Below are 21,652 nucleotides of genomic sequence, written 5' to 3'. Positions count from 1 at the left end.
GGAGGTTGCCATGGCGATCCGCCCTTATTGGAAAGGTTATCTGAAACTCTCGCTCGTCACCTGTCCGGTGCAGATGATGCCGGCCACCTCCGAAAACGAGAAGGTCCGCTTTCACACGCTAAACAGGCAGACGCAGAACCGTGTCGTCAGCCACTATGTCGATTCCGTCACCGGCAAGGAGGTCAAGGAGCAGGACGAAGTCAAAGGCTATCAACGCGGGGAAAATGACTATGTCATCCTCGAAGACGAGGAGTTGGAGAACGTCGCGCTCGAAAGCACCAAGACGATCGACATCGAGGTCTTTGCACCGAAAGACAGTGTCGAATGGATCTGGCTCGATACGCCGTATTATCTTTCTCCCGACGATCCGGTCGGCCTTGAGGCGTTTTCGGTCATTCGCGACGCGATGGCGGCCGAGAACATGGTCGGCATTTCCCGGCTGGTGATTTCGCGGCGCGAACGCGCCGTCATGCTGGAACCGCGCGGCAAGGGTATCGTGCTCTGGACGCTGCGTTATGGCGACGAAGTGCGGGATGCGGAAAACTATTTCGAGCGGGTGGACGATGAACCGGCCGATAGTCAGATGATGCCGCTCGTACTGCAACTGATCAAGAAGCAGACCCGACCCTGGACCCCGAAAATGGCCTCCGACCCGGTCCAGGATAAGCTGCTCGACATTATCGCGGCCAAGAAGAAGCAGATGAAGAAGCCGGTCAAGTCGAAGCCCAAGGGCAAGGAAGAGGCTGAACCGGAGCCGAGCAATGTCATCAATATCATGGATGCTCTGCGCAAATCCGTAGACGCTGAGAACCGCTCCGGCAGGCACTGAGCGATGATCCGACCGCGTCTGCCCTCCGCTCCTCTTTTACGTGATGCGAATTCGACGATTCAGTCGCGACCAATCCGGCGGCGCGACCCCGATCAGCCAAGCCTGCCCTTCGATCCGATGCCTTCGCGCGTCGAGCCCTGCCTGGCGCTGCTAAAGCCAACTGTGCCGCAAGGGCCGGATTGGCTTTACGAGGTGAAGTTGGATGGTTACCGCTTGGCAATCCACATCGAACCAAAGAGTATTCGGATCCTCACGCGTGGCGGCCATGATTGGACCCATCGGTTTCCGACGATCGCAGCCGCGGCGAGAGGCCTCGGGATCACAACGGCTATTCTCGACGGGGAGGCCGTCGTGCTTGACGAACAGGGCCGGTCGGATTTCGGGGCGCTGCAGCGCTCGCTCGGAGGGCGCGGCGGCAAACGCATCTCGACCGAATCCATCCTCTACGCCTTCGACCTGCTTTATCTGGACGGCCATGACCTGACACGCACCGAGCTCTCCCTGCGCCGTCACCTTCTGGAAGGTCTGATCCCGGAGAACGCCGATGGCGCCCTCCGGCTTTCGGAGGAACTACAGCTTGATGGCGAGGAACTACTCGACTACGCATGTCACCTTGGTTTGGAAGGCATCATTGCCAAGCACCGCGATCGGCCCTACCGCAGTGGCCGCCTCGGCGATTGGCTGAAGATCAAGTGCGTCCAGAGCGAAAGTTTCATGATCGTCGGTTACGAGGAGTCCGCCACCACGCGTGGAGGCCTCGGAAGCCTTCTGCTCGCCGGGCGGAAAGGTCACGGCTGGATCTACGTCGGATCCGTCGGAACGGGCTTCAATCGGAAGGAAGCCGAAGATCTGCGCAGAACGTTGGATAGGCTCAAGACGAAGACCCCGGTCGTGCCGTTGAAAGGCAAGCGCCTGGTTTTCGCGCAACCAACCCTGATCGCCGAGATCGAGTTTCGTGGCTGGACGCGTGAGGGAAGCTTACGTCATCCCTCCTATAAAGGCCTGCGTGAGGTACAGGACAATGCCGCCGTCTTCGATATGACGGATGCGCCGTCTACGGCAAAATGATCTTCTGCAGTCGCGGCGAAGCCAGCAGAGCCTTGGACACGCCAATGAGACGCACCATGGGTCACGCCGCATGCGTGGTCCGGCCAAGCCTCTTGATCGCCTGCTCCAGCGGGCGTTTCCCCTCGCAATAATCTTTCCAAGCCGATAATTTCGGGACCAATTTCGGAACGGTGCGCAAGGTAAAGCGCTTGGGATCAAGATCAGCCTTCACCTGCGCCCAGGTCAACGGCATCGATACCGTCGCACCCGGCCGGGCGCGCGGCGACAAGGGTGCTACGGCCGTCGACATGCGATCGTTGCGAAGATAGTCCAGGAAGATACGGCCGTTGCGAAGGCTCTTCGTCATCTTGATGAGATAGAGATCGGAATTGTCCCGCGCCATCTGCTGGCAGACGTCATGGGCAAACGCCTTTGCCTCCCTCCAGGAAAGCGGCTTGCGTTTGTTGACCGCGAGCGGCGTGACGACATGCAGGCCCTTGCCGCCGGTCGTTTTGCAGAAGCTGATCAGCCCCAATTCGTCCAGCCGGTCGCGCATTTCGCGGGCAGCGGCAACGACGGTTGAGAACGGGACGTCCGGACCCGGATCGAGATCGAAGACAAGGCGGCCTGGCACTTCCGGCAGATTGGGTTCGCAGTTCCAGGGATGCAGCTCGACGGCGGCGACTTGCGCAACGGCGGCAAGCCCCTCGATGCGATCGATTTGCAGATAGGGCTTCTTGTCGCCGAATACCTTGACAAGATCGAGAAGGTTCGATTGCCCGGGCATCGCATGACGCTGGAAGAATTGCTCACCGGCAATTCCATCCGGCGCACGGATGATGGAGCAAGGTCTTCCCTTGATATGCTCGATCATCCACGATCCCACCGCCTCATAATATCGCGCGAGGTCCCCCTTGGTGATGGGTTCATCATCGTTGGCGTCCGGCCATAGCGGCTTGTCCGGATTGGAGATCAGCACGCCCATGACGTCGGCCTTCGCCCCTTTCCGTCGCGCCGGGCTTGCCTTTGCACGGAAACCCGGTTCTGGAACGGCTGTCTCCGCAGGCGGCGCCGGCCGTTCGACCTCGACTTCCTTGGCCGGTTTGTCTTCCCGCAGCCCTTTGAAGGCTGCCTGACGAACCAGACCGTCAGCCGTCCAGCCCGCGAACTCAATTTCGGCGACGAGTTCCGGCTTCAGCCAGACGACCTCGTGTTCCTTCTTCGGCGCGCCGATGCCTGTGAAGGGAGATTTTCCCGTCTCCAGCGCCTTCAGCTTCGGCAGCAACGTTTCAACTTTCTTTGCGCCGTAACCAGTTCCGACGCGACCGACATAGACGAAGCGGTCGCCACGATAAACACCGGCTAATAAGGACCGGAATTTGCCGTTGGTCTTAGCATAGGCGCCGATCACAACTTCGTGGCCGGCACGGCATTTCGCCTTCGCCCAGGTTTCCGTGCGGCCAGACTGGTAGGGTGCATTCGCCTTTTTGGAGATGATGCCTTCGAGCGAGAGTTTGCAGGCGGACCGCAAGACAGCATCGCCGCCGGTCTCGTAGTGTTCGACGAAGCGGATCCGCGGATCTTCGCCGGCCTCGATGAGAAGCTGCTGCAGCCGCTCCTTCCGCTCAACGAGAGGCCGCGAGCGCAGATTCTCGCCGCCGTCATAAAGCAGATCAAAGGCAAAGTAGACGAGACTTGCGGTCTTCCGCTCTGAAAGCGCCGCCTGCAGGGCAGCGAAATCCGGCGCGCCGTGATCGTCGAGCGCGCAGATCTCGCCATCGACGATGCAGTCCGGCAGCGTCGACGCTGTCTCGGCAATCTCGGGGTATTTGCCGGTCCAGTCGAGACCTTTCCTGGTCTTCAGCGTCACCTCGCCATCGAGCACGCGCATCTGGATGCGGTAGCCATCGAACTTGATCTCGTGGATCCAATCCGAGCCGGCAGGCGGACGCTGCAGGGTTTCGCATAGCTGCGGCGCAATGAAGTCCGGCAGATCGACGGGGATGACGGTCTTCGTCCTTTTGACGCGTCGCGCTTCGGATTTGCGCTCCTCGGCGGCAAGACCATGATTGCTGTCCCAGACGGCATCGGCCTCGATCGTTCCACCTTCGACCATGAACGGGCTGGGTTTGCGGCCCTTGCCTTCAGCGATCATCTTCATCGAGCGTCGCGACGCCACCGATGTGGCATTCTCCTCCAGGATCGCGGCGCCATTTTCCTCGACCGAAAATTCGTCGTGGTGCTTGATCAACAGCCAGTTGGTGCGCTTGCCGCGGTCGCGATCATTGCGCATCCGCACGAGCACGAAACTGCCCTGCAGGCGTTTGCCTTCCAGCGTGAACTTGAAATCGCCCTTTGCCAGCGCCTGTTCGGGGCTTTTCCTGCCCTCCGGTTCCCAATAGCCGCGATCCCACAACATCACCGTACCACCGCCATATTGGCCCTTCGGGATAGTGCCTTCGAAGTCGCCGTAGTCGAGCGGGTGGTCCTCGACCTCGACTGCCAGGCGCTTGTCATGCGGATCGAGCGACGGTCCTTTGGTGACGGCCCAGCTCTTGAATACGCCGTCAAGTTCGAGCCGTAGATCGTAATGCAGACGCGTGGCGTCATGCTTCTGAATGACGAAGCGCCGGCGGTTGGCCTTTTTGATCGGCCTCTTGCCGCTCGGCTCAGCGGTTTTCTGAAAATCTCGCTTTGATTTGTAAGTCGATAACTTGTCGCTGGCCATGGCGGTTCTCGGACATAGGTCGCCAACAGAATGCCCATCAAGCCATTGTTGTTCCAGTTGCGGCAAGATCCTCAGCCGGCAATCGTTCCGACAAACGAGAAAGGGCGCTCAAGCCTATCAGGAAGCGCCCTTTCCTTCGAACCCGGACAGCCTCAACGAAAAGCCCTCAAGCATCATTTGCACCGCGATCGGGGGGACGCACGGGTGTCGATGACAGTCGAGTTGTCTCACGCATCTTCCATACTACACCACGATCTACAATCGCCGGAACCGATGAAGCCGATAGGGCCTGCGGGAGGGCATTTCCTATGCACGAACCGGTTCCACGGGTGTGATTACCCGCGCGGTGGATACCACCCCCATCAAATCCCATCGCTCGGCGGCGGCGCCGCGGCGGACGATTCGGATGCAAGCGCGTTGCGCAGACGCTCCTCCTGCTCCGGCGAGAGCGACGTTCTCAAGATACGCGCATGTTCGCCCTGGAACTCCTGCAGCACCTTTTCCGGCTGAACCTTCCGGATCAGCAGAAAGAGGGCTGAGCTGTTTACCGGGATGGTGTCGGCCAGCCGCTTGATGAGGTCGTCGTCGATGCCATAGTCCGTCATCGAGCCTGCCAATGCCCCGGAACCTGCCCCGAACGCACCGCCGAGAACCATGCCCGCAAGAGGATTGAGGAACAAAAGGCCGACAAGCGATCCCCAGATGGCACCTGACAACCCGCCACTCGCCGCGCCGGCTGCTGCCAGATTGACACTCTGCTTGAGACGAACCTTGCCCGAAGCGTCGCGGATCGCAACCACGGAGTCTTCGAGATCAACCAGATATTCCTTCTGAAGCTGAATGAGGCGATTGAGGACAACGTCCGCCTGGTTGGTGTTGTCAAAGCCGAGCACTACGAGTTCAGACATCGTTTTTTCCTTCGGTTTGCTGTTGCAGATACTGAAATTCGGCGGAAGCCTTAATCCGAGAATTTTACCACGGCCGTGTGAGGATGCGATGAAAGAGGCTCCCGCTTGCCGTCTTTGGCCAATAATTTAGAAAGTGGCCTCGCTGACCGGCCAGAACACCACCCGCAGTTCGACCGCAAAGAGTACGGCCTGCCACGAGGCGACAGAATGTCCGTCTTTACCGACTCATGGAAATTGCTGAGGTTCGTGTAGTGCCGGCTCGTGGCTCGAATGCAACAATATTCCGATTCAGGTTCCGCTCATGTCATGGATCTCAAGTTTTCGTTTGACCGCATTGCATGATGCCACGCGCAATTTTCGCTTCTGCCGGGCCATCCGGTTTCTCTGGAGCCCGCCCTTGCCCTAACCTGCGGTGCTTTTGCTCCGCCGGCCGAAGCGCCGCCCGCTTAGCCCGCCGACGCGTTGCCACAAACACACTCCGGCCCTAGTTACCAGCGTAGGAGGAAACGTTCATGAACATGAAATCAATGCTGGTAGCTGCCATTGGCCTTACCGGGCTCACCTTGTCAAGCTGCGTCGAAGAAGGCCCTTACCGCACGAGCGGATATAGCCCTGGCTATTACAATGGCGGCGCCATCTTTATTGGCGGCGGCGATCGTTACCGATATCGCTATGATCGGAACCGCTACTATCGACATCGCTATCATGGTCATCACGAATATCACCGATCAGGCCGGCCGGAATACCGGAGCCATCGTCAAGAGGATCGCGGTCATTCGGGCGGACACCACCGGATTATCTTCGACAAAAACCTAAGCCGATAAGACGGCTCACTCTCATCGTGCGAATCGAATGTGGCGGTAGGCGACCGGCTGAAGCTCACATTAACGCTACCGTCAGGTCTTGTTCATCCCTTCGGAATTAAGTTCGAACCAACGTCCCCAAGCGACGTTATAGAAAATCAAAATGCTGCTAAACGGAGAAAACCCGTGAACAAGTTCTTTATCGCCTCTGCAATCGCCGCCGCCTCGCTTGCAGCCACAGCCCTTCCATCCCACGCTGCTTCGGTTGAGGTTATGACCGACGGCGGTCCCTATTATCATCATCGCCATCACTACGACGACCGCGACGATGGGTACTATGGCCGTCACAATCGCCATTGTTTTACCAAGGTTGTAAAGGAATGGCACCATGGCCACAGGGTTGTCACGGAGGAGCGGGTCTGCCGCTAATTCTCAGCAATGTCTCGCGCCCGGGCCTTTCACAAGCCGTCTGGATCACTTAATCGCCGGCGATGCAGTCTCCGCCTCAATGGCGATGACAATGTCCGCATCTCCGCTTCGTTTTCAAACGCTCCGAAGAACGCCGGCAATCAGAAGCGCCGTGTCGATGCTGGAAAGCTCGCATCGCCAGACGCGCCGTTTCCACCTTCATATCCAGAAAATGATAGTAGTGTCCGGGCCAGACGATCCGTTTGCTTCTTTCCCTGCTATCTTGAATTGACCCGGTTTCATCTAAAGCTCGCGTCACCTGGCCCCCATCGCTAGCAGGGAAAGCTTCACATCGCCGTTGGGCGCTGAGAAGCGATATTGGGTCCCGTGCGCGCGGCTCTTTGGCGCGCCGGCCCTGCGGCACGTATGAGATTGAAGGCCGTATTAACGAGGCCGACGTGTGAGAAGGCCTGCGGGAAGTTGCCGAGCAACTCTCGGGACGAGGGCTGATATTCCTCCGCGAGGAGGCCAAGGTCATTGCGCGCACCGAGAGCAGCCGCTCGAACAGCGCCTCGGCTTTGTCCATACGCTTCGACATGACATACGCGTCGGCAAGCCAGAACGAGCAGGCAAGGAATGTGCCTTCGGGTTGCTTGTATGGGTCGACAGTGTGCTCGGGACGATACCTGAGTAGGAACCCATCCCGCAGGAGGTCGCGCTCAACCGCTTTGACTGTACCGAGAATGTGCGGATGGTCGTCAGGGAAGAAGCCGACCTGGGAAAACAGCAGGAGGCTCGCGTCGAGAGCTTTCGAACCATAGGACTGGACGAAACTGCGCAGCCGCGGGTCGAAGCCTTCGGCACAGATTTCTGCGTGGATTGCATCGCGCTCCGCCCGCCATCGATCGACGGGCCCGTCCAGCCCAAACCGCTCGACTGCCTTGATAGCGCGATCGAAGGACACCCAGCACATGAGTTTCGAATGCGTGAAGTGTCGCGCCGGTCCCCGCATTTCCCAGATGCCTTGGTCCGGCTCGCGCCAGATCTGGGCAAGATGCTCGAGCAAAACCTTTTGCAGTTGCCAGGCGTCCGGAGCCGAGGCGAGATCCGCCTCCCGCGCGGTGTGAAGCGTGTCGAGCACTTCGCCGAAGACATCTAGCTGCAACTGCCGGGCGGCGCCGTTGCCAATCCGGACTGGCCGACTGTCCCTATATCCAGCCAGCCACGGAATTTCATGCTCCGGCAGCCAGCGCTCGCCGGCGAGACCATACATGATCCGAAGCTGGTCTGGCCGCCCGGCGATGGCGCGCAGAAGCCAGCGCCGCCATTCCTCCGCCTCCTCTCGATACCCGGCGTTAAGAAGGGCGTAAAGGGTCAGCGCCGAATCGCGGAGCCAGCAGTAGCGATAATCCCAGTTTCGCTCTCCGCCGGGGGTTTCCGGAAGGGACGTGGTTGGGGCGGCGATGATCCCGCCGGTAGGGCGGAAAGTGAGCAGCTTGAGTGTGATGAGCGATCGCACAACCGCTTCCCGCCAGTCCTCTCGCGATGGGTCGAACGAACAGCGTTTCGACCATTCCTGCCACCGGCTTATCGTGTGTTTCAGTGCCTCCTCGCGGTCCGGCACGAAGTGCGGCCGCCGGTGCGACCGATGATAGGATAAGGTGAATGGAACGCTCTCACCCTCGGTGACCTCAAAGCGGGAGAGGGTCTTCATGTTCTGCCCTTCCAGCGGTGCCTGGGTGTGAAGCTCGACCGCGTCGGGACCAGCCACGGCACTCAGGCCATAGTCGCGCCGGCGCACCCAAGGCACCACGACCCCATAATTGAAGCGCAGGACAAGTTCCATCTCGACGCCTACGCGCCCGCGCTTGCCGCGCACGATGCGCACTATATCGCTTCTCTCCTCATCCTCGGCGAGAGGCATAAAGTCGATAAGCTCAAACACACCGTCTTCGGTCTCAAACGTGGTTTCGATGACCGCCGTGCCGGGGAGATATCGCCGGCGGCTGCGCCTTGGCGTCAAGGCGGGCGCGATGCGCCAGCGGCCATTTTCCGGCGTACCCAGAAGCGAAGCAAAACATGCCGGTGAATCGAAACGAGGCAGGCAAAGCCAGTCGATGGAGCCATCGCGACCGACGAGCGCAGCCGAGATCATGTTGCCGATCAAGCCATAGTCGGCAATCGGCCTGCAGTCGTTCTTTAGCGCTTCGGTCGTTCGGCGATCCAAGTCAGAAGCCTCCACGGCTTTGCAGGACGTTCCCACCGTCTGGCGAGATCTCATGCCAGCTCACAAGCCACTGCATGGCAGCATTTTCGCAATCGCGACTGATGGTTCCTTCAGCCCTCACGGGAACAGAAATGAACTACGCCGGCATCGAAACCACCGGGCGTAAGATACCGGCATCGGTCTTGATCCTGACGAGTTCGCTTCGGAGTTCCGAAAGCCTCTTGAGTTCGGAAACCGTCTCGGTATCGAAATATTCAAGCCCGTCCTTTTGTTCCCGTGGCTCGGATGCTTCCTCTTTTGATCTCAGCCCTTCAAGACGCAGTCGTTGCTTCACGGTGGTGTCGCCGCTGGCCAGCAAGGCTAAAGTGGTGGGTGATCTCTAGGTTGCTAGAATGACTTCGGCTAAATCGCGAGCTGTCTGGGCCTGCTGCGTCTGGAGAACTTGGTCTGCCATAAACAGCCGGACTGCGTGCTTTCCGTTAATTCCGCGCATGGACTTCTATCAAAACAATTTGAAGGTTGGAACGTTAAGCTTTTCAAGCCTCTGATGAGATGAGCGATGATGGCCACATGAGATATTCGGCGAAGGAGGACGTTAACGGCGGTTGGTCGGTGGTCGATGCTGTCACTCAGGACGTGGCCGAGATACTTGGCGTGCCGCTCATCGGTATTGGCAAAGAGCTGGCCCAAGATACGGCCGATCTGCTGAATTTAGAGGAGAGCAAAAAGAAACCGGGATTGGAAGATTGAGGTTTCCCGCGTGCAAAAGCCTGCAGTCAAAAGGAACTGAGATCGTCAACACGAACCCTGAAGGAGACGAAAATGAGCTTTCCAATTGCCGCTCACTACATCCTGAGGCCCGAGCGAGGGAACGCGTGGACCGTTTTTGACACGGCCACCAGCCGGCCCGCTGAGTTCCGTGGGATCATCCTCGAAGGGCTGGATCGGGATGTTGCCAGCTTTATGCTAAATGCGCTCCTCCGCGAATCCCCACCAGAATACACAGGCACCAATAGGCCCTGATACGACCGTAACCGTGTCCTCATGCCGAGCCCATAGTGTTTAAAAACAGCGACTGCAAATGCTGGCTCGTGCTAATTTATGAACCTGCGACACGGTCACTCCGCCGGTAGACACGGTTGGCTGAGAGGCGCTTCAGATCCGTGATCGGCCGCCGGTGGCTATAGGACTGCGCTGTCGCTGCTCATTCCGTTTCAGAATTTTTGGTGCAATCGTCGGAACACTTGCTCGCGATCGCGGTTCGCGTCGATAGGGATCAATTATGATCTCGACCAACGAAGGAGTGTTAACATGCCATCTACCAGCGGAACGCATGGCAGCAAAAGCGGCTCCAAGTCTGAAGGCAGCAAAGGCGCTTTGGGCAAGGGAAGCTCGAGGTCGCCCGGCAAGCAGGGTGGTTCACACGAGCAGCATGTCAAAGCTGGCGAGCAGAGCCACAAGAACTCCAAGTGAGCAAAGAAAAAGAAAGAGCCCGCCGGCGGGCTCTTTCTGCGCCGTAAAGGTTTGGCGTTAGAGCATGATGATCGTCGGGCGCCTACAAGGTATCCGGGACCACTCAGAAACTGCTGCACGTGAGATTACTACCAAATAATAAAGGATCCAGGAGGCTGGATTCCGTAGCGGAATCGAGTGAGACAAGACACCTCGCACTGGCTGGCGCTCTTATCCCGAGGGCTTCGTTCGAACTGTGCATGGACGTCGAAGTCGAGGAGCGGGAACTTCAGAGTGGCGAGCGGGTTCGAGGCTTAATTCGACGATTGCGATTTCAATGACCGAAGAAGATACCTCCCTTTCTCTTATGGCGCTGGCGGCGACGTTCGGTATTCAAGAGCGTTATGAGGATCTTCAAGGCGTTGTTCAGAAAGTCCCATTTTCGACCAGGCTGCAGATGCTGAAGGCTCTTGGTGTTCCCGTTCGTCTTGACCCCTCTTTTGTGGAACAACGGCCGCAGCCCCGGCTGACGGTTTCCAAGGGTGTCAGTTGCTTCCTGCCTTTCTCGCTTCAGACTGAAAGGGCCTGGGGAATTTCGGCGCAACTCTACGAACTCAAATCCGCTCGAAATTGGGGAATTGGAGACCTTGAAGATCTCAAGCATCTCTGCACCATCGCCGCCCAAGCTGGCGCCGACTTCGTCGGTCTCAACCCGCTTCACGCGTTGTTTCTGGCGGAACCAACACGATGCAGCCCCTATTCTCCCTCCAACCGCTTATTCCTGAACCCGATTTACCTGGCCGTCGACAAGATACCAGGTTTTGAGGATGACCTCGTCGCTCATGGGAAGCTGGTGGAGGCGAGAACTCGTAGTCTTGTCGACTACAAGGGGGTGGCAGAGCTCAAGATTGCCGCGTTGAAGGTGCTGTGGAGCCGTTGGAAAAAAGCCGGATCCGGCGATGCTCTCCTCAGCAAACGAGCATTCGAAGATTTCAAAGACGAGGGCGGAGAGCATCTCTATGCCCACTGCCTTTTCGAGACTTTGTCGTGTGAAATGTGTGCGCAAGGCTACGGAAGCGGCTGGTACACGTGGCCCGACGAGTTCCGTAACCGCCGTAGTCCCGCAGTCCACGCGTTCGGTGACGCGCAAGGCGAGGATGTTGACTTTCACGCGTGGCTCCAATGGCTGACCTCGGTGCAACTGAACGAGGCCAAAGTTCACGCTCGGGCAGTCGGTTTGCGCATCGGCCTTTATCTCGATTTTGCGATCGGAGAGGTTCCCGATGGCTCGTCGACCTGGTCGGCGCCGCACCTCGTGCTGCCGCAGATGCGTATCGGCGCTCCTCCGGACGCCTTCAATGCCCAAGGACAGGACTGGGGGTTGGTGCCGGTGTCTCCTGTAGCTTTGCAGGATCCGGCTGGTCCCGATTATAAGGAGCTTCTGGACCGCACGGCACGTTTCGCTGGAGCGATAAGGCTCGACCATGCGCTTGGACTATGGCAGTTGTTCTTGATCCCGGCAGGCGAGACACCGGCAGCGGGAGGTTATCTGCGCTATCCTTTCACAGAGATGACAGCCCATCTTGCTGAGGTATCGCAAAAGCGCAGGACGATAATCATTGGCGAAGACCTTGGCAACGTGCCGGCTGGCTTTCGGCCGGCCATGCAAAAGGCAGGCGTTCTAGGCTATAAGGTGCTTTATTTCGAGGACTTGACCGCAGAAGAATCCCCCACCACCGCCATACCGCACCCTTCTCTTGCCTGCCTGTCTACCCACGATCTGCCGCCGCTGATCGGCTGGTGGCGCAACGACGACATCTCCTTTGCCGAACGTCAGAACTGGTGTGACGCCGAAGCAGCGGACCGCTCCCGCGCTGAAAGACACAGCTGGAAGCTGACCGTGCTTCAGCGACTAGTGGAGGCCGATCTCATTGACGCAGAAGTTGCTGCCCAAAGTTGCGGACCAACTATGCCCGAGGCTGTCGTCGTTGCGCTAGCGGCGTTGTTGTCCAAGTCGAGCAGCGTTCTGGTCGCCTTGCGGCTGGCCGACATGGTGGGAGAATATCGTTCGACAAATGTGCCGGGCACGTCTTCTGAGTATCCCAACTGGCGGGTAAAACTTCAGGTTCATGTAGAGCAACTTTCCGATAGCGCTCTCTTCGCCACGACAGCCGCAGCACAAATCCAACAAAGACCTAAGGCTAGCTCCCTTGCGTAATGGGCCTTGTGGCCGCCTTGAATGGACTAGAGGCTCTTTAGTCAGATCAGGATTACATCCACCAGATCTCGAAAGAGACGCGAAAGAGCGCCATGCGATGGATCAGCTTGATCTGGCGACGGCTGACCGCTAGGTTGCCGCCGCGAACAAATTGCAACGACACGGGGATTTTCATGCCGAGTGGTAAAGTTAAGTTTTTTAACGCCGACAAGGGCTTTGGTTTCATTACGCCGGAATCCGGAGGAACGGACGTTTTCGTGCATGTCTCCGCCCTGCAATATGGCGATGTGCTCAGAGAGGGCCAATCCGTATCCTACGATCTCGGTCAGGATCGGAAGACCGGCAAGTCAAAGGCGGAAAACGTCAGACCGCTTTGACGACGACAGACGAAACCAGACCCGAGATGTCTCGGGTCGTGGCTGCTTTCGGGTTTTGCGGGGGTCGATCTGCTGGTGGGACAATGAGGCAGTTCGCCCGTTTTGTTAACAGCACGCTTCATCTCCCACGGGGTTCTCCGCCATCACCTCGCGAGATTGACAAGGTAGATCACCAATACCCACTGCCCTATCATCTTTCACAACGTCCAACGGGACCTGAGGCGGTCATCTAAGATTGTTGCAGCGTCATTTCGCCCCTTATCGGAACCCCCCTCGGTTGATTTGTCAGAGGGATCAAAACGGCGTAACGTGACAATCGGCACGGCGACTGGGATATCCAGACCGTTTGTCTATGGAACGCACATTGATGCTGCTCTCCAACTTACTCACTCTCGAAGACGATGAAATCGAGATAGTTACGACCATCGTCAAACTCTGGTGCGAAAAGAACCACGTGGACCTCGACAGCGATTGTGGGAAGTCTGCAATGGCCGCTGCGGTCAACCACGTAGTCGCCGGTGAGAAAACGCCTGAGGCGCTTTATGAGGCGATTACGATCCAAATGCACATCGAGCAGTACAAAAATCCACTCATTTGAATTCGCGAAATCGCGCTCGCATGGAGCGCACCACGACGGCAGAGCCTCTGGCTTACGATTGTTGTCTTCCCGGCACAAAGGGGTGGGAGGCGTTTCCCAACGACCGCCACCTCGCTACATTAGCCGGCGCAGCGCTCCGTCACATGCGAGCGCCCTCTGCCAACGGCTTGCAACGCTCTGACCCGAGACACCTCCCGGAACATTCAGGTGCTTTCCATGTTCGGTGACGACGCAATCAGGCGCCAGGAGGATCTAATGGCTACAGAGAAGACGCTGAACGACTTATTCCTTGATACCGTCAAGGACATCTATTTTGCCGAAAAACAAATCCTGAAGGCTTTGCCGAAAATGGCCCGGGCCGCCCAGCTCGAGGAGGGCAAGGCAGGATTCATGAAGCATCGTGACGAGACGCAGGCCCAGATCGAACGCCTTGATCAAGTGTTCGAACTTTTGGGCAAGCCAGCCCGCGGCAAAACCTGCGAAGCGATCCAGGGCATCATCGCCGAAGGTGAAGAGATCATGGAAGAGTATAAGGGCACGAAGGCTCTCGACGCTGGGCTCATCTCTTCGGCACAGGCAGTCGAACATTATGAGATCGCGCGCTACGGCACATTGATCGCATGGGCCAAGCAGCTTGGCCTCAAGGACGCCGTGCCGCTCCTCCAAGCGAGCCTGGCTGAAGAAGAGGCCACGGACAAGAAGCTGACGCAACTTGCGCAGTCCGCGGCCAATCCCCAGGGCAAGGCCGCCTGAGACCAACGCAGGTCTCTCAAAAAGGCCGCTCGACGAGCGGCTTTTTCCACGTAGCTGCTTCACACATTACCTTACGGGATAACACCAATGGCCAAGAGGACCTCTAAGACCACCGGACCTGCTGTCGCCACAGTTCATGACCAAAAACTTTGTCGAGGCGAAGGAGGCGAACTTCATCAATTCGCGGAAGATGGGCAACCGGTCTTGACGACTGCTCAGGGCGGTCCGGTTGCCGATGATCAGAATAGCCTGCGGGTCGGGGCACGTGGTCCTGCTCTCATCGAAGACTTTCACTTACGCGAAAAACTCTTCCATTTCGATCACGAGCGCATTCCTGAACGCGTCGTCCATGCGCGCGGATATGGTGCGCATGGTTTCTTCGAGACCTATGAGTCGCTTGCAGCCTATACCCGAGCCGACATCTTCCAGCGGCCCGGCGAGAAGACACCCGTCTTCGTCCGGTTTTCGACAGTCGCCGGCAGCAAAGGGTCTTTTGATCTCGCGCGGGACGTTCGCGGTTTTGCGGTGAAGATGTACACCAAAGAGGGAAACTGGGACCTCGTCGGCAACAACATTCCTGTTTTCTTCATCCAGGACGCCATCAAGTTCCCGGATGTTGTCCATTCGGTGAAGCCAGAGCCGGACCGCGAGTTCCCACAGGCACAATCCGCCCACGATAATTTCTGGGATTTCATCAGCCTGACGCCCGAAAGTATGCACATGATCATGTGGGTCATGTCCGATCGGGCGATACCTCGTTCCTTCCGGTTCATGGAAGGCTTTGGTGTCCACACGTTCCGCTTCGTCAACGCCAAGGATGAGTCGACCTTCGTCAAATTCCATTGGAAGCCGAAGCTTGGCCTGCAGTCCGTTGCCTGGAACGAAGCCGTAAAGATCAACGGCGCGGATCCTGATTTCCATCGCCGTGATCTCTGGCAATCGATTCAGTCCGGCAATTTTCCGGAATGGGACCTTTGCGTCCAGCTTTTCGATCAGGATTTCGCCGATAACTTCGATTTCGATGTGCTCGACCCAACGAAGATCATTCCGGAGGAAATTCTTCCCGTGAAGCCGATCGGCCGATTGGTGCTCGATCGCATGCCCGACAATTTCTTTGCCGAAACCGAGCAGGTGGCGTTCATGACTCAAAACGTTCCTCCAGGCATAGACTTCAGCAACGATCCGCTGCTGCAGGGCCGTAACTTCTCCTATCTGGATACCCAGCTAAAGCGCCTTGGCGGACCGAATTTCAGCCATCTCCCGATCAATGCGCCCAAGTGTCCGTTCCACAATTTCCAACAGGACGGTAATATGGCGATGCGGAATCCGGTCGGGCGGGCGAATTACCAGCCGAATTCCCACAGCGAGGGACCGCGAGAGTCACCGGATCAAGGCTATCGCCATTTTCCTTCGGAAGAACAAGCACCGAAGGCGCGGCTCCGTCCGGCGAGCTTTGCCGACCACTATAGTCAGGCGCGACAGTTCTACATCAGCCAAACTCCGCCGGAGCAACGACACATCGCTATGGCCCTGACCTTCGAACTCAGCAAGGTCGAGATACCGGTGATCCGCGAACGCATGGTCGCTCACCTCTTGAACATTGATGAAACCCTGGCGACAACCGTCGCCCAAAAGCTCGGATTCCGGTCCATGCCAAAACCCGTGGATGCGGCACTGCCGACCCGTGAGGATCTGGAGCCGTCGCCGGCCTTAAGCATCGTCGAACGCGGACCACAACGTTTCGAGGGGCGAAAGCTCGGTATTCTCATCACCGACGGCGTCGATGCGAAACTGTTGAGCCGCCTAGTTGAGACGATTGCCGAGGAAAAAGCCGTCTTTGAACTGATCGCTCCCAAGGTCGGTGGTGTGACTGCCTCAGACGGCACGTGGGTAAAGGCGCATCATATGATCGACGGCGGGCCTTCGGTCCTATTCGACGCCGTTGCCCTTCTTACCTCCGTCGCCGCCATGGACGACCTCCTGAAAGAGGCGACAGCACGCGACTTCGTTGCCGACGCCTTTCAGCACTGCAAGTTCATTGGCTATGACCAATCTGCGATGCCCCTCTTAGAGAGGGCCGGGATTGCCAATGCCTTCGATGAGGGCATAGTGTCCCTCTCGGGAGAGCAAGGCCTTTCCGCCTACGTCTCCAAGCTCGGCAAGTTGCGTGTCTGGGCGCGAGAGCCGTCGATGGAACTTGGCAAAACGTCGACGCCCACCAAGTGAGCGGAATTGCGCTGCGACACGGATGTGTTCGCGCGAAGTAGGACCCCTGCAAAAGGAAGAGGATGGACCGCGCAGGTGGCGATCATCGCCGACGGCTTTCACGAGTTCACAGATCCGAAGGACCCGAAGAAGAAGCGCAAGGACAAATGGCTCTTCACCAAGAAGGACGAGCCGATCTTCTGCATTGCCGGCATTTGGCGCGAGGCGCCGGCCTTCACCATGCTGACGATGGAGCCAGGGCCGGACATCGCGCCGTTTCACGACCGGCAGATTGTGATCCTGGCACGCGGCTCCTGGGCCGATTGGCTTGACCCCGCTGTTTCAGCGACGTCGTTGATCAAGCCGCTCCCGGTGAGCACCCTTTCTGTGCAGCAGGTCGGCTGAGCCGGGAAAACTAGCGGCAGCCTGTCGATCGTGAGAATGTGGAAAATAGCTGCCCGCGCGCCACCCGAACTCTTGCGCAGATTAGCAAATTTGTAATTCACTCATCGCGATCAACCTCGAGGCGAGTTGGACGTCGATGATCCAGTACCCACAGTCAATGATGTTAGCGAGAACGACCATAGATGGCCTGACGGTTGACGGGCGTGCGCAAAGCCCAGCAGTCCAAATTGCTCGTTGAAACCGTGTTGATTATTGAGGCGCCGGACGTGCGGATATCCATCTTGGCCATGGCATGACCGTGAGACGGAATACGTTGAGGCAAACTGTGCAGGAATCTAAAATTCTACCTGCGAACAGGGCGGGCCATACGTTTGCATTGATGGGTTGGCCCCTCGCGACGCGGACGCGCAAATCTGAGATGTGCCGTCGCTTGCGTTCACGTCGCGCGGCACTCCCTGATTCATTGCCTTAGGCGCCATACAGAGTCATTTGGTGAAGCCCGACATTATCTGAATGGAAGATTGAATGGTTCTGTCCCTAAGAGGCGTCAGCAAGCATTACGAAACGGCGGAGGGCCCCCTGGCCGTCCTCAGTGACGTCGATCTCGACCTCGCCGCGGGGAACAGTCTCGCGCTGACGGGCGAATCCGGCAGCGGGAAGAGCACGCTTCTCCACCTTGCGGCTGGTCTGGACAAGCCGGACCGTGGGCGAATCGAGGTTGCCGGGCAAGCTGTTTCGGAGATGGACGACCGGGGACGCGCCACTCTGCGACGCGGGGTCGTTGGGTTGGTCTTCCAGCAGTTCAATTTGATTCCGTCTCTTGATGTGGCGGCTAACCTCACTTTTCATGCGCGTCTGACCGGGCGCTCGGATCCTGCATGGGAGACGGAGCTGGCGGAACGATTGGGTCTTCTTTCTGTCATGCGCCGGTACCCCGAGCAACTGTCAGGCGGCCAACAGCAGCGCGTCGCGGTCGGCCGAACCTTGGCGAGCAGGCCGCCGCTCATCCTGGCGGACGAACCGACCGGCAATCTCGATGAGGCCAACGGCGACGCCGTCATGACACTGATGTTGGAGTTGATCGCCGAGACCGGCTCTGCGCTGCTGATGGTCACCCACTCGACACGCTTGGCGGGCCGCCTCGATCGACAGGTGAAGCTCACGCAGGGGCGGATCGTCTCATGATCGTCTCCGGCCTGCGTGCTTTGCTTTCGCATTGGCAACGCCACCCGTTGCAGCTAGCAATGCTCTTACTGGGCCTGTCTTTGGCGACCGCCCTCTGGTCGGGCGTTCAGGCGATCAACGGCGAGGCACGCGCGAGCTACGACAGGGCGGCTGCCATGCTGGGACAGGACAGGTACGACCAGCTCGTTCCCACCAGCGGCGAGGAGGTGAGCCAGGAAACGTTTGCCCGCTTAAGCCGTGCCGGCTGGAAGGTCTCACCCATTGTCGAGGGCGAGTGGCGGATTGGCCCAAGCCGCATCCATCTTATTGGGGTCGACCCCGTGACCTTGCCAAGAGGAGCATCGGCCGCGGCTCTGGGTATCACATCCGATCTCCTGGCCTTCATTACACCTCCTGGCCTTCTCTACGTTTCTTCCGAAACTGCCCAGCAACTCAAGGGCAATTCCACGCCGCCTCTCAAGGTCAGTCCGGGGATGCTTCCGGGTACTGCGATCGCCGACATCGGTATTGCCCAGGGTCTGCTGGACAAGCCTATGCTGGTTTCCCGATTTGTCGTCTCGCCGGACCAGCCAATGGGGAAGCCGGAGCTCTCCGTGGTCGCACCCGAATTGTCGCTCAAAACGCCCGACGTGCAGGGCGACCTCAGCCGGCTGACGGATAGCTTCCACTTGAATCTGACGGCCTTTGGTTTTCTCGCTTTTGCGGTTGGCCTATTCATCGTCTATTCGACGATCGGGCTGGCCTTCGAGCAGCGTCGCCCGACGTTCCGGACATTGCGATCCCTGGGTGTCCCCGCGACGACGCTTATTGGCTTGTTGCTTCTGGAGCTTTTGGTCTTGGCGGTGTTCTCCGGCCTAGTAGGCGTTGCTCTCGGATATATCCTCGCGTCATTCCTTCTGCCGGGCGTCGCCGCGACGATCCGTAGCCTCTATGGCGCGAGCGTCGATGGAGCATTGACGTTCCGAAGCGGCTGGATCTTGAGCGGAATGGCGATCGCCGTCGCTGGCACGCTCCTGTCTGCGGCGAAAAGTCTCTGGCAGACATCGCGCATGCCACTTCTCGCGCCAGCTCAACCGAGAGCCTGGGCCAGGGCGTCCGAGCGATTGATTTTGGCGCAGTCGGCGGCGGCCCTCGTTCTGCTCATCGCCGCCGCCGCTCTGTCGCAATGGGGTTCCGGGCTAGTCATGGGCTTTGCGGTTCTCGCATGCCTGCTGATTGGCGCAGCCTTGCTGCTGCCTGGCGTACTCTCGGGCTTTCTCGCTTTGATGTCGCGAGCGTCCGCCCGACCCGTAGCCCGCTGGTTTTGGGCCGACACCCGGCAACAGATACCCGGCCTAGCATTGGCGCTGATGGCACTACTGATCGCCCTGTCGGCGAACGTGGGGGTCGGCACAATGGTTTCCAGCTTCAGGGAAACCTTTACCGGTTGGCTTGACCAGCGACTAGCCTCCGAGCTCTATCTCACGGCGAGAACGGACGAGGAGGGAGACAGGCTGGCTCGCTGGCTCCGGCCCAGAGTCGATGCGGTCCTTCCGGTTTGGAACGCCGAAGGCGATATCGACGGTCAGCCCGGCCAGATCTTCGGTGCTGTCAACCATCGGACCTACCGCGATAAATGGCCGCTCCTCGAGGCCGTGCCGTATGCCTGGGACAGGATCGTCAGTGGTGGCGCTGCACTGGTCAACGAGCAACTGTTTAGACGAGGCCACCATCGTCTCGGCGATATCATCTCGCTGCCACGCGGCTGGAAGGTCCCGATCGTCGGCGTCTACTCGGACTACGGAAATCCCACCGGCCAGGCCATCGTCGCTATCGATGCCCTGACTCATCACTATCCCAACGTCGCGCGCCTGAGGTTTGGCGTGCGCGTTGACCCCCAAAAGGTTTCTGGACTGAGGCGGGAGGTCGTGGACGTCTTCGGACTTCCCCCGCAGAACGTCGTCGATCAGGCGGACCTCAAGCGGCGTTCGGCCGAAGTATTCGAGCAGACGTTCTCGGTGACCGCCGCCTTGAACGTCTTGACCCTTGGCGTGGCTGGGGTCGCGCTCTTCGCGAGCATGACCACGCTCTCGGGAATGAGGCTCCCGCAATTGGCCCCCGTCTGGGCGATGGGTCTGACCCGGCGGCGGCTGGCTCAGCTGGAGCTTTGGCGAACGATGCTGCTTGTCCTCGTAACCTTTGTCCTGGCTATTCCTGTCGGCATCGCGCTCGCCTGGGTGCTTCTCGCCGTGGTGAACGTCGAAGCATTCGGATGGCGGCTGCCTCTTCGTCTTTTCCCGGCAGACTGGCTTAGACTTGGTGGGGTCGCAATTTTGGCGGCGCTTGTTTCCGCCCTCGTTCCATTGCGGCGGCTTTCGAAGGTCACACCCGCCACTCTTTTGAAGGTGTTTGCGAATGAACGCTAAGTTATGTCTCTGCGTCGTCCTGACGTTTTGCCTGGCCGAGCTTGGCGTTGCCAAGGCCCAAGGCTTCGCCGGACTTGGCACGAAGGCCGAAGGTTTCGCTCTTCCGACACCTGGCTGCAGGTTCGACTTCCCCAAGGACCATGGTCCACACCCAGATTTCCGAATCGAGTGGTGGTACGTGACGGCAAACCTGAAAGGATCGGACGGCATTGACTACGGCGCGCAATGGACACTTTTTCGATCGGCTGCCGCGCCTGGCGATAAGTCGGGATGGTCCAGTCCCCAGGTCTGGATGGGCAACGCCGCCGTGACGACGCCCGACAGGCAATTCTCGGCAGAGCGGCTCGCCCGTGGCGGTGTCGGTCAGGCCGGGGTGAACGCATCTCCCTTTTCCGCATGGATTGATGAATGGAACCTAGCCGCGCGGAAGCCAACGTTGGGAGGAGACGAGCTTTCGCATTTGACGATGTTCGCAACGGGTGCCGATTTCTGGTACCGTTTTGATCTTGATGCGAGCGGGCCGATCGTGCCACAAGGAGACAACGGATTTTCAGTCAAATCGGCAGACGGGCAAGCGAGCTACTATTACTCCCAGCCGTTCTACTCGGTTTCCGGTGCGCTACACCTGCCGGGCAAGGAGTTTGCAGTGACCGGGAAGGCATGGCTGGACCGGGAATGGTCGAGCCAGCCTCTCGCGGCAAACCAGACAGGCTGGGACTGGTTCTCGCTCCATTTTGACAGCGGCGAGAAGTTGATGGGGTTCCGCCTGCGCGATAGTGCTGGCGGAGGCTTTACCTCAGGTACCTGGATATCGGCGGAGGGCAAGCCAACGACGATCCCGTCCAACCAGCTCAGGCTAACGCCCGAAGCTACCGCGTCAGTCGCTGGCCGAAACGTTCCCGTAAAGTGGCGCCTTGAGCTGCCGAAAAGGGGTCTTGATGTGAGTGTGTTCGCCATGAACGACCAGGCGTGGGTGGCAAGCCAGTTTCCTTATTGGGAGGGCCCCGTACGAGCGACAGGGTCATTCAACGGGCTAGGCTATTTAGAGATGACGGGCTACCGCTAGCGAATTCTAGTCTCGACCAGAGTGCTTCCCTGAGAGGG

17 protein-coding genes and 2 pseudogenes are annotated in these 21,652 nt (G+C 58.7%); 16 read left to right on the top strand and 3 right to left on the bottom strand.

Going from position 1 to position 21,652, the window contains the following annotated elements; genetic code table 11:
• Positions 1-10 precede the first annotated feature (10 nt).
• Together ku and ligD (ACXHXG_RS21270) are read left to right on the top strand one after the other, a co-directional pair.
• Positions 11-829, top strand: coding sequence for a non-homologous end joining protein Ku (ku, locus tag ACXHXG_RS21275; protein WP_457900609.1), 819 nt, complete (start codon positions 11-13; stop codon positions 827-829).
• Positions 830-832: 3 nt separating this feature from the next.
• Entirely contained in the window at positions 833-1,897 is a 1,065-nt protein-coding gene (gene ligD / locus ACXHXG_RS21270) for a non-homologous end-joining DNA ligase (protein ID WP_283060878.1), read from the top strand.
• A gap of 61 nt (positions 1,898-1,958) precedes the next feature.
• Here ligD (ACXHXG_RS21270) and ligD (ACXHXG_RS21265) read toward each other — a convergent pair whose 3' ends face one another.
• Together ligD (ACXHXG_RS21265) and ACXHXG_RS21260 are read right to left on the bottom strand one after the other, a co-directional pair.
• Complete coding sequence (ligD, locus tag ACXHXG_RS21265) at positions 1,959-4,604, bottom strand: DNA ligase D (protein ID WP_457900608.1); 2,646 nt, start codon at positions 4,602-4,604, stop codon at positions 1,959-1,961.
• Positions 4,605-4,966: 362 nt separating this feature from the next.
• Complete coding sequence (locus tag ACXHXG_RS21260; RefSeq protein WP_457900607.1) at positions 4,967-5,512, bottom strand: DUF1269 domain-containing protein; 546 nt, start codon at positions 5,510-5,512, stop codon at positions 4,967-4,969.
• Between the two features lie 624 nt (positions 5,513-6,136).
• Between ACXHXG_RS21260 and ACXHXG_RS21255 the strand changes: the two genes are divergently transcribed.
• Complete coding sequence (locus ACXHXG_RS21255) at positions 6,137-6,328, top strand: hypothetical protein (protein WP_457900606.1); 192 nt, start codon at positions 6,137-6,139, stop codon at positions 6,326-6,328.
• Positions 6,329-6,501: 173 nt separating this feature from the next.
• Positions 6,502-6,744 (top strand): hypothetical protein, encoded by a 243-nt coding sequence (locus ACXHXG_RS21250; RefSeq protein ID WP_104826353.1) that lies wholly within the window; start codon positions 6,502-6,504, stop codon positions 6,742-6,744.
• A 326-nt stretch (positions 6,745-7,070) separates the two neighbouring features.
• On the opposite strand, the pseudogene ACXHXG_RS21245 reads toward ACXHXG_RS21250, so the two are convergent.
• Positions 7,071-8,878, bottom strand: a pseudogene (locus ACXHXG_RS21245) (glycoside hydrolase family 15 protein).
• Positions 8,879-9,024: 146 nt separating this feature from the next.
• On the opposite strand from ACXHXG_RS21245, the gene ACXHXG_RS21240 reads away from it, so the two are divergent.
• From ACXHXG_RS21240 to ACXHXG_RS21185, 12 genes and pseudogenes are all read left to right on the top strand, one after another.
• The gene (locus tag ACXHXG_RS21240; RefSeq protein WP_457900605.1) at positions 9,025-9,333 is read left to right on the top strand and encodes a hypothetical protein; all 309 of its coding nucleotides are present in this window, start codon (positions 9,025-9,027) and stop codon (positions 9,331-9,333) included.
• 187 nt (positions 9,334-9,520) lie between these two features.
• Positions 9,521-9,700, top strand: a complete 180-nt coding sequence (locus tag ACXHXG_RS21235; RefSeq protein WP_457900604.1) for a hypothetical protein — start codon at positions 9,521-9,523, stop codon at positions 9,698-9,700.
• A gap of 561 nt (positions 9,701-10,261) precedes the next feature.
• Positions 10,262-10,423 (top strand): hypothetical protein, encoded by a 162-nt coding sequence (locus tag ACXHXG_RS21230; protein ID WP_457900603.1) that lies wholly within the window; start codon positions 10,262-10,264, stop codon positions 10,421-10,423.
• Between the two features lie 316 nt (positions 10,424-10,739).
• Positions 10,740-12,620, top strand: coding sequence for a 4-alpha-glucanotransferase (malQ, locus tag ACXHXG_RS21225; RefSeq protein ID WP_457900602.1), 1,881 nt, complete (start codon positions 10,740-10,742; stop codon positions 12,618-12,620).
• Positions 12,621-12,793: 173 nt separating this feature from the next.
• Entirely contained in the window at positions 12,794-12,997 is a 204-nt protein-coding gene (locus ACXHXG_RS21220) for a cold-shock protein (RefSeq protein ID WP_104826349.1), read from the top strand.
• A 367-nt stretch (positions 12,998-13,364) separates the two neighbouring features.
• Positions 13,365-13,595 carry a hypothetical protein gene (locus tag ACXHXG_RS21215; protein ID WP_457900601.1) on the top strand — a complete coding sequence of 77 codons (231 nt, stop codon included), beginning with the start codon at positions 13,365-13,367 and terminating at the stop codon, positions 13,593-13,595.
• 255 nt (positions 13,596-13,850) lie between these two features.
• Entirely contained in the window at positions 13,851-14,348 is a 498-nt protein-coding gene (locus ACXHXG_RS21210; protein WP_457900600.1) for a YciE/YciF ferroxidase family protein, read from the top strand.
• A gap of 87 nt (positions 14,349-14,435) precedes the next feature.
• Entirely contained in the window at positions 14,436-16,574 is a 2,139-nt protein-coding gene (gene katE / locus ACXHXG_RS21205) for a catalase (protein ID WP_457900599.1), read from the top strand.
• Between the two features lie 78 nt (positions 16,575-16,652).
• Positions 16,653-16,958: pseudogene (locus ACXHXG_RS21200) on the top strand (SOS response-associated peptidase family protein); the annotation flags it as partial.
• A gap of 525 nt (positions 16,959-17,483) precedes the next feature.
• The gene (locus ACXHXG_RS21195; RefSeq protein WP_457900598.1) at positions 17,484-18,143 is read left to right on the top strand and encodes an ABC transporter ATP-binding protein; all 660 of its coding nucleotides are present in this window, start codon (positions 17,484-17,486) and stop codon (positions 18,141-18,143) included.
• Complete coding sequence (locus ACXHXG_RS21190) at positions 18,140-20,548, top strand: ABC transporter permease (RefSeq protein WP_457900597.1); 2,409 nt, start codon at positions 18,140-18,142, stop codon at positions 20,546-20,548. The genes ACXHXG_RS21195 and ACXHXG_RS21190 overlap by 4 nt, the downstream gene beginning before the upstream one ends.
• Positions 20,538-21,614, top strand: coding sequence for a lipocalin-like domain-containing protein (locus ACXHXG_RS21185; protein ID WP_457900596.1), 1,077 nt, complete (start codon positions 20,538-20,540; stop codon positions 21,612-21,614). Before ACXHXG_RS21190 ends, ACXHXG_RS21185 begins: the two co-directional genes overlap by 11 nt.
• Positions 21,615-21,652 lie beyond the last annotated feature (38 nt).

It is taken from the genome of Rhizobium sp. LEGMi-198b (assembly GCF_054114205.1).
This window is presented reverse-complemented; position numbering and strand designations above follow the sequence as displayed.